Below are 14,897 nucleotides of genomic sequence, written 5' to 3' on the forward strand. Positions count from 1 at the left end.
GGGATCGCGTGTTGCTGAAAAGATGAGGGACGGCCACCGGCCGTCCCTCTCTTCTTGTTTCTTGCGAAGGCCGCTATCAGCCTTTCAGCGCCCGCGACATCGTCAGCGCCAGGTCCTCGATCATGTCTTCCTGACCACCGACCATGCCGCGGCGGCCGAGTTCCAGCAGCAGGTCGCGCGCCGGAACGCCGTAGCGCTTCTCGGCGCGCTCGGCAAACAGCAGGAATGAGGAATAGACGCCGGCATAACCGAGAACCAGCGAACCGCGATCGACGCGGATCGGCCGGTCCATCATCGGAACGACGATGTCCTCGGCGACGTCCATGATCTTGAACAGATCGACGCCGGTTACGGCGCCCATGCGCTCGAACACGGCGACCAGAAGTTCGGTCGCGGCATTGCCCGCACCCGCCCCGAGGCCGGCGATCGCGCCGTCAATGCGGTTGGCGCCGGCCGCAACGGCCGCCACCGAATTGGCGATGCCCATGCCGAGATTGTGGTGGCCGTGGAAGCCGAGCTCGGTCTCGGGCTTCAGCGCCGCCCGGATCGCGGTGATGCGTGCCGTCACGTCGTCCGGCAGCATATGGCCGGCGGAATCGGTGCAGTAGACGCAGTTGGCGCCATAGCTTTCCATCAGAAGCGCCTGCTCGACCAGCTTCTCAGGGCCGGCGCGGTGAGACATCATCAGGAAACCGACCGTGTCGAGACCGGTCTTGGCTGCATAAGTGATGTGCTGCTCGGCGCAATCGGCTTCCGTGCAATGGGTGGCAACCCGCACACCGGAAATACCACAGTCGATCGCCTCCTTCAGCGTGTCGACCGTGCCGATGCCCGGTAGCAGCAGGGCCGAGACCTTGGCATTCTTCATCTTCGGCACGACAGCGCTCAGATACTCGGCATCGGTATGGGCGGCAAAGCCGTAGTTCACCGAAGCGCCGCCGAGGCCGTCGCCGTGGGTTACCTCGATCCAGGGCATGCCCGCCTCGTCGGCGGCCGTGGCGATGGCGACCATCTGGTCGGTCGAGATCTGATGGCGCTTGGCATGCATGCCGTCGCGCAGGCTCATCTCGTGAAGGGTGATCTTGCGACCTTCAATGCTCATGATTTCTCTCCTCAGCCGCGCGCCGGCAGGGTGACGACGCCGTTGGCGGCCTCCTGGGCGAATAGTTCAGCGGTGCGAAGGGCAGCCGCTGTCATGATGTCGAGGTTGCCGGCATATTTCGGCAGGAAGTCGCCGAGGCCCTCGACCTCGAGGTAGATCGTCACACGCTTGCCGTCGAACACCGGGCCGTTGACCAGCTTGTAGCCGGGCACGTATTTTTGCACCTCGGCCACCATGGCCTTGACGCTCTCGGTGATCGCGGCCTGGTCGGGCTCGCCTTCGGTCAGCACATGGACCGTATCGCGCATCAAGAGCGGCGGTTCGGCCGGATTGACGATAATGATTGCCTTGCCGCGCTTGGCGCCACCCACCTTCTCGATGGCAGAAGCAGTCGTGCGGGTGAACTCGTCGATGTTCTTGCGCGTGCCGGGACCGACGGAACGCGACGAAACCGCAGCGACGATCTCGCCGTATTCGACCGGCTGCACGCGCGAGACCGCGGCCACCATCGGGATAGTGGCCTGGCCGCCGCAGGTGACCATATTGACGTTCATCTCGAGCTTCTTGGCGTGATCCGCAAGGTTGACCGGCGGAATGCAGAACGGACCGATGGCCGCCGGCGTGAGGTCGACCATGATCACGCCGAGTTCGTTGAGCTTGCGAGAGTTCTCCGCATGGGCGTAGGCCGAAGTGGCGTCGAAGGCGACCCGGATGTCATCGGCGATGATCTGGTCGAGAACACCGTCAACGCCGGTGGCGCAGGTCTTGACGCCCATGTCGGCGGCGCGCTTGAGGCCCTCGGAAGTGGGATCGATCCCCACCATCCAGACGGGCTCGACCCATTCGGATCGCTTCATCTTCATCAGGAGATCGGTGCCGATATTTCCAGGCCCGATGATGACCGCCCTGAGTTTACTGCTCATTTTGGGTATCCTTTACATTACATGCCGAAGAAGGCGGGCAGCGCCAGAGAGACCGCTGGCACATAGGTGATGATCAACAGCACGGCGATCATGACGAACATCGGCGTGATCGCACCCCTGACGACAGTCTCCAGTGTCAGACCCGAGACGCGCGAGGCGACGAAGAGATTGACACCGACGGGCGGGGTGATCATGCCGATGGCAAGGTTGACGATCATCACGATGCCGAAGTGTTCGGCGCTGATCCCGAGCGCGGTGACGAGCGGCAGGAGGATCGGCGTCAGGATGATGATCGCTGCGATCGTTTCCATGAAGGTGCCGACGATCAGCAGGATCAGGTTGATGGCGAGAAGCAGCAGCCAGGCCTGATCGACGGCCGAGGTGATGAAATCGGCCAGCATGACCGGCACGCCTTCGATCGCCAGCGCCCGGCCGAAAATGGTCGCCGTGCCGACAATCAGCATGATAGTCGCGGACGTCAGCGCAGACCCGGCGAAGATCTTGTAGAGATCCTTGAGCTTGAGCTCGCGATAGACGAGAGTGCCCACCACAAGGCCGTAGATCACGCCGACGGCGGCGGCTTCGGTCGGCGTGAAGACACCACCATAGATGCCGCCAAGAATGATGACCGGGACCATCAGCGCCCATTTGGCGTCGTTCAGCACAGCCAGCATTTCGCGACGGGTCGGGCGGTAGTCGCCGGGCTTCTGGCCGTCTTTCCTCGACTGCAGCCAGGCATAGGCAATCAGCGCAAACCCGATCAGCAGGCCCGGAACCACGCCGGCCATGAACATCTTCGACACCGAGACGTTGGCGGAGGTCGCATAGATGACCATCGGGATGGAGGGTGGAATGATGACGCCGAGCGAGCCGGAGCACGCAACCAGACCGGACGAGAAGCTCGGCCTGTAGCCGTCCCTGGCCATGGCCGGCAGCAGGATCGCGCCAACAGCGGCAACCGTCGCCGGACCGGAACCGGAAATGGCGGCGAAGAAGATGCAGGTGACGACGGCGATGATCGCCATGCCGCCGGTATAGCGGCCGAAGAACATGCGGCCGACATTGATGAGGCGCTGCGACAGGCCGCCCTGCCCCATCAGGTCGCCGGCGAGAATGAAGAAGGGAACGGCCATCAACGGGAAGCTGTCGATCGAGGTAACGAGACCTTGCGGCACATAGGAAGCCGACACCTTGCCCGAAACGATCAGGGCCACGGTCGAAGCGATGCCGAGCGATATGGCGATCGGAACCGAGATCAGCAGAAGAACGGCGAGAAGCCCGAACAGGATCAGCGAAATCATCGGGCGGCTCCTCGTCCGGCGGAGCGCAGGTCGATCACAATGGCCTGGACGAGCCGCAGGACCACCAGCAGGAAGCCGGTGAAGGGTGCCAGGTAGATGATGCCCATCGGTATGCCCAGCGAGGCGGATTTCTGGCCGAAGCGGAAGGTCTTCTCGACCATGAACCAGCCCTGGTACATGACGAAGAGCGCGAAGGCGGCGAAGATCAAATGGGTCAGGACGCGGGCATAAACCTTTACGCCGGGCGGAAGCAGGTCCGTGCCCATGGTCACGCGGATATGCGCGTCCTTACGCACCGCATAGGCTATGCCGATATAGGTCGCCCAGATGAAGAAGTAGCGCGCCAGTTCCTCCGACCAGGAGAGCGATGCTCCCATGACGTAGCGCATGAAAATCTGGACTCCGATGAGGACAGACATCATGGCCATCAGGGCCACGACGATCGCTTCCTCGAAGTGCTCGTCAATGAGTTTCAACATGAACTCCTCCCACGCCTCACCAGGTACATCTGGCGGTGCCAGCTCCACGAAAACCGGCGATAGGGCCCGGCGGACAGTCCGCCGGGCCCCAAAGCACGATGCTTACTTGGCGGCGGCTGCCAACAGGCGGTCGACGAGATCGGCACCGGCCTTCTGCTTGACCAGGTCGACGATCGGCACGACCTTGTCGGAGAAAGCCTTCAGCTCTTCCGGCGTCAGCGTGGTGAAGGTCACGTCGGTCATTGCGGCTTCGGCCTTGTCGTCGGCTTCCTTGGCCAGGCCGCGCTGGTAGTCGGTGGCCGCCTTGACCGCTTCGTCGAAGACCGCACGGTCTTCAGCGCTCAGGCTCGCCAGCTTGTCCGGATTGGCAAGCAGCGGCCAAGGCGAATAGATGTGGTTGGTCTTCGAGATGAACTTCTGCACCTCGTTGAACTTCATGTCGTAGAAGAGGTTGATCGGGCCTTCCTGCGCATCGAAAGTGCCCTGCTGGAGCGCGGTGAACAGCTCGTTGAAGGCGAGCGGGGCGGGGTTTGCACCCTCGGCACGCCATGCCGCGATATGCACCTCGTTTTCCATGGTGCGCATCTTCAGGCCGGCGAGATCGTCCGGCGTGCGGATTTCCTTCTTGTTGTTGGTCAGCTGACGGAAACCGTTTTCCCAATAGGCGAGCCCGACCATGCCCTTGTCGTCCAGCGACTTGAGGATCTCCTTGCCGATGTCGCCGTCGAGCACGGCATAGGCCTGCTGACGGTCACTGAAGAGGAAGGGTACGTCGAAGGCGAAGAACTGCGGCGCAAAGGATGCAACCGGCGCCGACGATACGAACGTCAGATCGACATTGCCGAACTGGATGTTCTCGACCAGCTCGCGCTCGCCGCCAAGCTGCGAATTCGGGAAGATCTCGAGGCCAATGCGGCCGCCGGACTTTTCGCGCAGTTCCTTGTCGAGGAATTCGAAGGCCTTGTGGCCGGTGGATGTCGGCGCCGAGGAATGGGCGGCGCGGAAGCTGATTTCCGGCTCGGCCGCAATGGCCGTGCTGAAAAGTGCGGCCGATGCGAATGCGGCAACGAGGCCTGCGCGCACGGTGTAGGCGGCTTTTGTAAGCGACATTTCTGTCCTCCCTGTGATGCGGAAACCACTCCCGGTTTCCGTAGTGGCTCATGCCGGGCTTGTAATGGACCCGAACGCAAGGCTGTGCCTGCGGTCCTCCCCCAGCGGAGCGAAATAAACAGAGCGGGATTTTTTTGTCAAATAGTAAAATCAATTTGCAATATGTGCAATTTTATTCCAGATGTGCCGCGAGCGGATAGATCGGGAGGATCCCATGCACCTGGAGAAAGCAACGCTGGGTCTCGTCACGGCGCTGGAGCGCGCGGTCGGGGCAAACAACCTGAAAATCGGTGCCGACGTCCCGGAGATAGCGCTTCGCGACTGGAGCGACGAGCGCGGCGGAACACCGCTTGCGCTTGTGACACCCCGTGACACCGGTGCGGTGGCGGCGGTCATGCGGCTCTGCCATGACTACGATACGCCCGTCGTGCCGCAAGGGGGCCGCTCTGGGCTTGCCGGCGGTGCAGTGCCATCCGAGGGCTGCGTTCTGCTATCGCTTGCCGGGCTCGACCAGATCGAGGAAATCGACGCCGCCTCCGGCCTGATGGTCGTCGGCGCAGGCTCTATCCTGCAACGCATCCAGGAGGCGGCGCTCGACGCGGGCTTCTCCTTTCCGCTCGATCTCGGCGCGCGCGGCTCCTGCCAGATCGGCGGCAATATCGCCACCAATGCCGGCGGCAATCGCGTCATCCGTTACGGCATGACGCGCGATCTCGTTCTCGGGCTGGAGGTCGTTTTGGCTGACGGAACCATCCTGCCGATGATGAACCGCATGCCGAAGAACAACGCCGCGCTGGACCTGAAGCATCTCTTCATCGGCTCGGAAGGCACGCTGGGCGTGATTACCCGCGCCGTGCTCAAGCTTCATCCGGGCGTCGGCGGGGCCAATGCCGCGCTGGTTGCAGTCGCCGATTTCGAGGCAGCCGCAGGGCTGCTGCGTCATGCGCAGCGCGTGCTCTCCGGACGGGTGACCGCCTTTGAGCTGATGTGGAACGACTACTATCGCGCCGTCCTGGCCGAAACGGGTCAACGCGCGCCCGTCACGCCCGATCATGCCGTCTATGCGCTGATCGAAATGCAGGGGGCCGATGCGGATGCCGAACGCCCGGCTTTCGAGGCCATGCTGGAAACGGCCTTCGAAGCTGAACTCGTGGTCGATGCAGCCGTGGCGCAGTCACAGAGGGAGGTCGAGGCCTTCTGGTCGCTGCGAGACGGCGTCGCCGAGATCCTGTCCCGACGTGCGCCAACCATCAATTTCGATGTCTCCGTGCCGCTCGCACGCATCGGCGACTGCGTGGACGAAATCCGCGCCGCACTGGAAGCAGCCTTCCCCACGCTCCAGGTCATCTTCTTCGGCCATGCCGGCGACAGCAATATTCACCTGGTCGCCGGCCCGATCACCGATGTCGACCCCACCGGTCACGGCATCGAGAGAACGGTCTACGAGATCATCCGGAACTATGGTGGTTCGGTTTCGGCGGAGCACGGGATCGGGCTGCACAAGAAGCCCTGGCTCGCCTATAGCCGCTCGGAAAGCGAACTGGCCATGCTGCGCCATCTGAAGAGGAGCCTTGATCCCAAGGGCATCCTCAATCCGGGCAAGGTTCTCTGAGCCCTCCCCCACTTGCGGGGCGGAGACCAATTGGAATCGGCGGGCGGCTCAGCGTGGCCGCGCGCCGAGTTCGGCCGAGATGGCGCGGGCCACGCGCTGCACTTCCGGCACCAGATCGCGCATCCGCTCAGGCGACATGTATTCGAGCGTCGAGGAAACCGAGATCGCGGCAATGATCCGTCCAGTGGCGTCACGGATCGGGGCCGCCACGCAGCGAATGGACGGTTCATCCTCGCCGAGGTCATAGGAATACCCCCCCGCGCGATAGGTCGCCATCAGCTTCAGCCAGTCGGCCTCCGTCATGTCGCCGGGCAGAAGGTGGTGGTCTCTCTGGTAGAGCCTCGACAGTGCTGCCTCAGACTCGTCGAGTATCAGCGCCTTGCCGACACCGGTGGAGATCACCGGCTTGCGCCCACCGATCCGCGAGCTGACCTCGACGGGACGGGCACCCCGCAACTTGTCGAGATAGGCCACTTCCCAACCGTCAAGCTGCGCCAGATGAACCGTGTCGCGCGTCTCACGCGCCAGATGCTCGAGCCGGGGGCGCGCCACGCGCACCAGATCGGTCCGGGAATAGGCGGCAAAGCCGAGCTCGATGAGGCGTGGACCAAGGGAAAATTCACGCGGGTTCTCGGCTTTCAGAAAACGCCGCTCCAGCAGCACCGAAACGATGCGATGCACCGTGCTGTAGGTTAATCCGGTCATGGCGGCGATTTCGGCAATGGTACGCGGCTGGTCGGCCACCGCATCGAGGATCTCGAGCCCCCGCACCAGTGTCTGGCTGCGCGGCGCACGCTCTTTCTCATCCTCGCCCACGTCGACCGCATTTGCCATGATCAGCATTCCTCTGGATTTTTGCTCCTTTCTAACCGCCTCCAGGCAAACATGCCAGAGCGGGTGAACACTGGTGACACTCAAGCGGATGAATGGTTTGGCGCCCAAGCCATGGCAAGAACTGCTGCGGGGGCGCCGATTTTCGGAACCCCCGCCGCATTGCACATCATTTCCTGTCGAACTGCCGGCGCGGAATGGCCGGCGTTCTAAGCGGTGTCAGATCGGGTAATGGATCGGTCCGTCCTGCACGGTGATCCAGCGCAGTTCGGTGAATTCCGCGATCCCCGCCTTGCCGCCGAAGCGGCCGTAGCCGGATTGCTTGACACCACCGAAGGGCATCTGCGCCTCATCATGCACGGTCGGACCGTTGATATGGCAGATGCCGGATTCGATCCGTCGCGCGACCTGCATGGCACGATTGACGTCCCGACCGAAGACCGCCGCCGACAGGCCGTACTCGGTGTCGTTAGCCACGCGCACGGCCTCATCGACCGATCCGACCCGCATGACCGCGACGACCGGACCGAAGCTCTCCTCGCCATAGATGCGCATGGAGGGCGTCACCCGGTCGAGCAGCGTCGCTTCAACGATCGTTCCGTCAACGCCGCCGCCGGCTGCGAGCACGGCGCCCTTGCCGACCGCGTCACGGATCAGCTGATCGATACGCCCTGCCGCATGGGCATCGACCACCGAGCCCAAAGGCGTATTGCCGTGGCGGGGATCTCCGGCAGCCAGCGTCTTGGCCTTGGCGGCAAGTGCCTCCACAAATTGGTCGGCGATCTTTTCGTCGACGACGATCCGTTCCGTCGACATGCAGATCTGGCCCTGGTTCATGTAGGCACCGAAGGCGGCGGCGGCGACCGCCTGTTCAATGTCGGCATCATCGAGCACGACAAAGGGCGCCTTGCCGCCGAGTTCGAGCAGGGCGGGCTTCAGAAAGCGCCCGGCCGTCTCGGCGATGATACGCCCGACGCGCGTCGACCCGGTAAAGTTGATCCGGCGGACCGCGGGATGGGCGATCATCGTCTCGACGATCGCCGCCGCGTCTTCCGGCGCATTGGAGACCGCATTGAGAACACCCTCAGGCAGGCCCGCCTCATGCAGGCTGTCGACGATCAGCCGATGCGTCCGCGGGCAGATCTCCGACGTCTTCATCACGACGGTATTGCCACAGGCCAACGGCATGGCGAGCGAGCGTACACCGAGGATCACCGGCGCATTCCACGGAGCGATGGAGAGGACGACGCCCGCCGGCTGCCGCATGCCCATCGAGAGCGAGCCGGGACGATCCGAGGGAATGATCTCCCCGGTAATCTGCGTGGTCATCGCTGCCGCCTCGCGCAACATGTTGGACGCCAGGTGGACGTTGAACCCTGCCCAACCGGCGGTCGCCCCGGTCTCTTCGGCCATCGCCTTGACAAAATCATCGGCCCGCGCCTGAAGCTTGTCGGCTGCGGCCAGAAGGATCTTGCGCCGCAGGCCGGGGCCGGTTGCAGCCCAGGCCGGAAATGCCTTGGCGGCGGCATTCACCGCCTGGCGGGCGTCCTCCAGCGAGGCGGCCGCAACCTCGGAGGCAACCTCTCCGGAGATCGGATTGATGCGGGTGAAGGTCCGCCCGTCGGAGGCGGCCTGGTCGAGATTGTTGATCTTCAGTCCGAGGATGGTCATGTTCTGCTCCGTTCTTGCATCAGGCCGCGGCGCCGAGGAAGGCCCGCTTGACCGCTTCGTCATTCATCAGGCCGGCAGCGCTGTCTTCGCCGACGACCCGTCCTGCTTCCATCAAGTAGCCGCGATCGGCGATCGACAGGCTCATCTTGACATTCTGTTCGACGATCAGCAGAGCCAGGCCGCTCTGCCTGACCCGCCTGAGCGCTGAAAAAAGCTCGCCGACCACCACCGGCGCCAGTCCGAGGCTCGGCTCATCGAGCATCAGCAGATCAGGCTTGGACATCAGCGCCCGGGCAATCGCCACCATCTGCTGTTCGCCCCCCGACATGGTGTTGACGAACTGGCCGCGTCGTTCGGCGAGCTTGGGAAAGAGCGAGTAGACGAGCTCGCGACTTTGCGTCTCGCTCGCCCGCGCCCGCCTGGCATAAGCGCCGAGCGCCAGATTCTCGGCCACCGTCAGGTCGCCGAAGACACCACGCCCCTCCGGCACCAGCGCAATGCCGGCCTCGAGCACCAGATGGGGCGCCATACGGACGATGTCGCGTCCGGCAAAGTGGATCTCACTGCCGACGTCGGGCCGCACCAGTCCGGCGGCGGCCTTGAGCAGCGAGGATTTTCCAGCACCATTGGCGCCCAGCACGACCACGGTTTCTCCCTGGCCAACCGAAAGAGAGATGTCGTCAAGCGCCAGGTGCTGACCGTAATGCAGCGACAGATTGCGGATCTCAAGCATGGTCGTCTCCGAGATAGGCCCGCACGACCTCCGGGTCGCGAAGCGCGTCCGCGGTCGGCCCGTCGGCGATCTTGCGTCCGGCATTCATGACAATGCAGCGGCCGCACAGAGCGCGGATCGCGTCCATGACATGCTCGACCAGCAGGATCGTCATGCCGCGCTTTTCGAGCGAGCGGATAAGATCGATGCCAGTCAGGAGTTCGGTCGGATTGAGACCCGCCAACCATTCGTCGAGGAGCAGGAGCTCCGGCTCGGCGGCAAGCGCCCTGGCCAGCTCCATCCGCTTCTGGTCGATATAGGTGAGCGCCGAGGCCTTCTCGTCGGCGCGGCCGGCAAGGCCAACTTCCTCCAGATGGTGCAATGCCCGTTCGCGTGCCGCGGTGCCCCAGAGCTTGTGGCGGCCGAAGGCGAGCGCGGTCACGACGTTCTCGGCGACAGTCAGCGACGGCAGCGCGCGCACCAGCTGGAAGGTGCGCGCCACGCCCTTGGGCGCGATGCGATGCGACGGAAGTCCGGAAATCACCTCGCCCTTGAAGGCGATCTTGCCCTCCGTCGGGGCGAGGAAGCCGGAGACCATGTTCATCACCGTGGTCTTGCCGGAGCCGTTCGGCCCCAGCAGCCCGACCACCTCGCCGGGGTTCAGCGAGAAGCTGAGATCGTTGACGGCCGTCAACCCGCCGAAGCGCTTGCTGATGCCGGAGAGCGCGAGGATCTCGGTCATCGCGCTGCCTCCGCGTTCGAATTCGCCCTGGCGGCAGTCCTCGCGGCAAAGACCTTTTCGGCCGCCGAGAGCACGCCCTTCGGCAGGACGAAGACAATGGTAATGAAGATCAGGCCGAGGATGATCGGATAGTGATTGGGGAAATTGGCCGACAGCCACTCGAACAGCAGGAAGAGCGGGATGGCGCCGAGAAGCGGCCCCCACAGCCGATCGGCACCGCCGAGCAGCGCCATGATCAGGGCGAGAAAGGAAATCGTCGGATTGAACACCATGCTCGGTTCGATATAGGTCCAGCGCGGCGCCTGAATAGCCCCGACCAGGGTGATAATCACCGCGCTGATCGAAAAGAGCGCGAGCTTGACCCCGGCGATGTTGATGCCGCAATGGCTCGCCACCACCTCGTCATCGCCGATCGCCTTGAGTGCGAGCCCGAAACGACTGCGGCCGATGGCCCACGAGAACAGCAAGGTCGCCGCGGCCAGCGCCAGCAATTGCCAATAGATGCCCTCGGGCGTCACCGGTAGGAATATGTAGCGGCCGAGCGTTCCGGTGATGTTGACCTCGTACCAGGTGACCAACTGGCGCACGAGTTCGGCCAGGCCGAAGGTGAAGATGACGAAATAGACGCCCGCGAGCCGGAGCGTTGCAAGCCCGACCAGCAGCGCGATGAAGAGACCGACCAGCGCCGCGACCAGCAGCACCAGCGCATAGGGCAAGGTCTCGCTCAGCACACCGACCGTATAGGCGCCAATGCCGAAGAAGGCGACGGTGGCGAGCGACACATAACGGGTCGGACCGGAAAACAGGCCCCAGGCGGTAGCGAGCACGACATAGCCGGTCATGCCGATCATCAATGTCACCGTATATTCCCCGGCATAGAGGGGCAGGCAGGCGAGGATTGCGAGAAGCGCCAGGAAGAAAGCGGCAAAGCCAATGGAGCGCAGGGTCATCGCGACGACCTCCCGAAAAGGCCGGCCGGGCGCCAGAGCAGCACCGACAGGAAGATGGCATAGGTGGCCGCGAGCGTCAGGCCGGGATCGAGATAGGTTGCGACGAAGGTCTCGACGAGGCCGAGGATCAGGCCGGCGGACAGGGCACCGAGGATATTCCCGACACCGCCCATGATGACGACCACCAGGGCCTTCATGGTGAAGACGACGCCGGCCGTGGCGGTGAAGGTCTGGTAGGTCGAGATCACCACGCCGCCGGCAGCCGCCAGTCCACAGCCGAGGGCGAAGGCAAAGCGGGCAGCGCGGTCGACATCGATGCCGACCAGGGGCGCGGATGTCGGTGATACGGCGACGGCGCGCAGCGCCGTGCCCCACAGCGTGCGGGTGAGTAGCAGATAGAGCCCGCCCCCCAGCACGACGGCGAGACCGAGCGCCAGCAGCCGGTTGGCGGCGATCACTGCGCCGAACACGTTGATGCCGACATTGAGATAGTTGTAGCTGGTGTAGTTCGAGCCAAACACCACCAGCATGACGCCCTGGATGACGAAAAGCAGGCCGAAGGTGGCGAGAATGGAATCGATCTCCAGGCTTTCGCGACTGCCGGCGCGGGCCACCAGCGGCCGCAGCATCAAGGCGTAGACCAGGTAGCCGAAGACGAAGCCGATCGGCCCGGCGACCAGCAGCCCGAGCACCGGATTGATGCCCCACTGGCCGAACAGCACGTAAGCCAGAAAGGCGGCGGCGATGATCGTCTCGCCATAGGCGAGGTTCATGATGCGGGCGATGCCGTATTGAAGCGTCAGCCCCATGGCGATCAGCGCATAGGTCCCCCCTAGCACGAGGCCGGAGACGATGGTGGTGACGAGCATGTGCTGCTCCTGCGTTCTGGCCCAGCTCCGGACAGCCTTTCAAGGGGCGCCGGCTGTCGAGCCAAGCTCGTTGCGGGGTCGAATGATTGTGACTACCCTCTCCCCGACCGGCGGGGAGAGGGATTGACCAGCCATGCCATGGCATGTCCGGCGTCGTGGCCTGGCTATTTCTTCCAGGCCGGACGCGGAATGACCGGCTGGCTGGCACCGGTGCGATCACCGGGGGCGATCGCGACGAACTGGCCGTTCTGCCACTGGCCGGCCCACCACAGATCGCGCAACTGGTTGTCCTCGAGCTTCGTTTCGCCGAGCACGGTCTCGAAGCTGCCCGAGGCGATCTCGGCCGAGACCGCCTCGCGGTCGAGGCCCTTGCGCTTGATCGCCTCCTGCAGAATCTCGAGGGAGGCATAGGTGATGACGCTCGCCCAATAGTCCGGGGCCTTGCCGGTGGCCGCCTCGTGACGCTTGCGGTAGTCGGCGATCTTCTCGCTGGTGCCGTCGATGCCGCCGATGCCCATCACGCCGGTGATCGCATCGCCGTTGTTTGCGGCATAGACCGGGAAAGCCGTTCCGACGCCGAAATAGAGCACCTTCGGGTTGAAGTCGGCGACCTGGGCCTGCTGGGTGAGCGCAAAGGTCTCCGGCGGATAGGAGAAGGCGACGAACGTGTCGGCACCGCTGGCCTTCGCCTCGTTGATCATCGGCGAAAAATCGGTGGTGCCGACCGGATAGGTCTTGTCATAGACCACCTCGATACCGGCCTCCTTGAAGGACGGCCGCGCAGCGGTGACGAGATCGATGCCGAAGCCGTCGGCGATCGAAATCATCGCCACCTTCTTGTTAATCGTCCCCTTGTCGGCGGCGTCGGTCAGCACCTTGGCCAGCGCGCCGGTATAGTCATGACCGCCGCCGAGCAGCCAGAAGCTCTTCTGCCAGCGCTTGACGAATTCCGACGCCTTGTCGGTCACCGAGGTGGCGGCGAGATGTGGATAGCCGTAGCGATCGAAGAGCGGCGCGGCGGCGAGGTTATAGCCGGTGCTCCAAGGCGGAAGGATGAAATCGACATTGTCCTGGGTGGCGAGACGCTGCAGTGCACGGACCAGTTCTTCCGCCGAGGACCGGTCGTCATATTCGACGACCTCGATCGGCAGGCGCTTGCCGTCCGGCATTTCAAGCCCGCCGGCCGCGTTCACTTCCTTGACCCAGAGCTGATAGTTCGGAAGCGTGGTGATGCCCGTGCCGCCGGCGTTCGGGCCGGTCAGCGACAGCGCATAACCGATCTTTACCGAGGTGCGCTCTTCGGCGAACGCGCCGCTTGCGACCCCGCTTGTCAACATCGCGGCCGTACCGGCAATGACGCCGAGCATCTGTCTGCGTTGAAACAGTGTCATGGATATTCCTCCCAAATGGCCTGCCTCCACAGGCGTTCCCGTCTTGTTGCTGCGGCGGTCCCGTCTCCTCCGGCCCAGCTGCAGTTTCTTGACGATGATCAGACTAGCCCCGCCACCGATGCTTCGGAATAGACTTTTGCAGGACTTATTTGTACTTTTGACGGATATCCGGAGACGCTATGCCCAGTTCCAGTCTTTTCGCCCCTCGACATCGCAGCGCAGCACCAATCTCAGGTCCGACGGAGGCGCGCCTGTTCGAGGTCTCGCTCTCGCCGCTCGGCTGGACCTTTCGCGGCGCAAGGAACCGGCTGATCATCCTTTTGTCCGGCTCAGGCCGGATCGCCATCAGCGGCACCGAAGTATCGCTCACGGCGCCGACGATCCTGTGGACACCCTCGGGCGAAAAGGGCTCGGTCCTCATCGAGGCCGGTGCGGAAGGCGCGACACTGGCGATCCCGGAACTGGAACTCGGTCCGGCCATGCCGGCCGGCGCCATCTTTGCCGAGGTGCGCAACACGCTTGCCCAACCAATCCTCGGCGCCCGCATCTCGGCCGACGACGCGCGGCGCCTTTGCGGCGCCGTCGGCACCCTCGAGGAGGAATTGAAGGAGAACGGACCCGGCTCCCAGGAGGTGATCCGGCATCATCTGGCGCTCCTGGTGATCGCGATCTGGCGGCTCGCCAACACCGAAACGCGTCAGCCGAAACCCTCGCCGCGCACCATCGTGCGCGGTTTCGTACACCTGATGGAACTGCATGTGCGCGATCACTGGACGGTCGGCGATTATGCGGCGGCGCTCGACATCCCCGCCGACCGGCTGAACAGCGCGATCCGCCGCGCCGCCGGCCGAACCCCGCAGGACCTGATCCATGCCCGCATCATGACCGAGGCGGCTTCGCTGCTCGACAGTTCGACGCTGCAGATCGGCGAAATCGCGGCAATTCTTGGCTTCAAGGACGCCGCCTATTTCAGCCGCTTCTTCAAACGTCTCGCCGGCATTTCGCCGCGCGCCCACCGCGAAGGCCTGACCGACCGCAACCGCCCACGCGACACGAGCTTCGCCGCCTGGCCGTGAGGTCGATCACAAGGATATGCAGCTGTGTCATCTGCCTTCCCTGCGTAAGCGCCACCATGGCACTAAGCAGGCATCATACCGACGCCAGCCGAAGGGGCAGCCACATCATATCCGACAAATCCAGACAT

14 protein-coding genes are annotated in these 14,897 nt (G+C 63.8%); 2 read left to right on the top strand and 12 right to left on the bottom strand.

Going from position 1 to position 14,897, the window contains the following annotated elements:
• Positions 1-76 precede the first annotated feature (76 nt).
• The 5 genes from dmpG to ACWPVA_RS11700 all read right to left on the bottom strand — a co-directional run bounded on the left by dmpG (position 77) and on the right by ACWPVA_RS11700 (position 4,915).
• Positions 77-1,102, bottom strand: coding sequence for a 4-hydroxy-2-oxovalerate aldolase (dmpG, locus tag ACWPVA_RS11680; protein WP_454287851.1), 1,026 nt, complete (start codon positions 1,100-1,102; stop codon positions 77-79).
• An 11-nt stretch (positions 1,103-1,113) separates the two neighbouring features.
• Positions 1,114-2,025, bottom strand: a complete 912-nt coding sequence (locus ACWPVA_RS11685) for an acetaldehyde dehydrogenase (acetylating) (protein WP_454287852.1) — start codon at positions 2,023-2,025, stop codon at positions 1,114-1,116.
• Positions 2,026-2,042: 17 nt separating this feature from the next.
• Entirely contained in the window at positions 2,043-3,326 is a 1,284-nt protein-coding gene (locus ACWPVA_RS11690; protein WP_454287853.1) for a TRAP transporter large permease, read from the bottom strand.
• Positions 3,323-3,805: a TRAP transporter small permease gene (locus ACWPVA_RS11695; protein WP_454287854.1), complete on the bottom strand. Its 483-nt coding sequence runs from the start codon at positions 3,803-3,805 to the stop codon at positions 3,323-3,325. Before ACWPVA_RS11695 ends, ACWPVA_RS11690 begins: the two co-directional genes overlap by 4 nt.
• A gap of 102 nt (positions 3,806-3,907) precedes the next feature.
• Entirely contained in the window at positions 3,908-4,915 is a 1,008-nt protein-coding gene (locus ACWPVA_RS11700; protein WP_454287855.1) for a TRAP transporter substrate-binding protein, read from the bottom strand.
• Positions 4,916-5,129: 214 nt separating this feature from the next.
• Here ACWPVA_RS11700 and ACWPVA_RS11705 point away from each other — a divergent pair, with 214 nt between their 5' ends.
• Entirely contained in the window at positions 5,130-6,527 is a 1,398-nt protein-coding gene (locus ACWPVA_RS11705) for an FAD-binding oxidoreductase (RefSeq protein WP_454287856.1), read from the top strand.
• A gap of 48 nt (positions 6,528-6,575) precedes the next feature.
• On the opposite strand, the gene ACWPVA_RS11710 is transcribed toward ACWPVA_RS11705, so the two are convergent.
• The 7 genes from ACWPVA_RS11710 to ACWPVA_RS11740 form a co-directional block, all read right to left on the bottom strand.
• A complete protein-coding gene (locus tag ACWPVA_RS11710) occupies positions 6,576-7,361 on the bottom strand; it encodes an IclR family transcriptional regulator (protein WP_454287857.1) in 786 nt (261 codons plus the stop codon).
• 216 nt (positions 7,362-7,577) lie between these two features.
• A complete protein-coding gene (locus tag ACWPVA_RS11715) occupies positions 7,578-9,029 on the bottom strand; it encodes an aldehyde dehydrogenase (protein ID WP_454287858.1) in 1,452 nt (483 codons plus the stop codon).
• 19 nt (positions 9,030-9,048) lie between these two features.
• Entirely contained in the window at positions 9,049-9,762 is a 714-nt protein-coding gene (locus tag ACWPVA_RS11720; RefSeq protein ID WP_454287859.1) for an ABC transporter ATP-binding protein, read from the bottom strand.
• Complete coding sequence (locus tag ACWPVA_RS11725) at positions 9,755-10,483, bottom strand: ABC transporter ATP-binding protein (protein ID WP_454287860.1); 729 nt, start codon at positions 10,481-10,483, stop codon at positions 9,755-9,757. Before ACWPVA_RS11725 ends, ACWPVA_RS11720 begins: the two co-directional genes overlap by 8 nt.
• A complete protein-coding gene (locus tag ACWPVA_RS11730; RefSeq protein ID WP_454287861.1) occupies positions 10,480-11,433 on the bottom strand; it encodes a branched-chain amino acid ABC transporter permease in 954 nt (317 codons plus the stop codon). The genes ACWPVA_RS11725 and ACWPVA_RS11730 overlap by 4 nt, the downstream gene beginning before the upstream one ends.
• Positions 11,430-12,302: a branched-chain amino acid ABC transporter permease gene (locus ACWPVA_RS11735; RefSeq protein ID WP_454287862.1), complete on the bottom strand. Its 873-nt coding sequence runs from the start codon at positions 12,300-12,302 to the stop codon at positions 11,430-11,432. Before ACWPVA_RS11735 ends, ACWPVA_RS11730 begins: the two co-directional genes overlap by 4 nt.
• 164 nt (positions 12,303-12,466) lie before the next feature.
• Positions 12,467-13,693 (bottom strand): amino acid ABC transporter substrate-binding protein, encoded by a 1,227-nt coding sequence (locus tag ACWPVA_RS11740; RefSeq protein ID WP_454287863.1) that lies wholly within the window; start codon positions 13,691-13,693, stop codon positions 12,467-12,469.
• Between the two features lie 179 nt (positions 13,694-13,872).
• Here ACWPVA_RS11740 and ACWPVA_RS11745 point away from each other — a divergent pair, with 179 nt between their 5' ends.
• On the top strand, positions 13,873-14,769 hold the full coding sequence (locus ACWPVA_RS11745) for a helix-turn-helix domain-containing protein (RefSeq protein WP_454287864.1): 897 nt from the start codon (positions 13,873-13,875) through the stop codon (positions 14,767-14,769).
• The last annotated feature ends 128 nt before the right edge of the window (positions 14,770-14,897 follow it).

The sequence above is a fragment of the Rhizobium arsenicireducens genome (assembly GCF_964021225.1).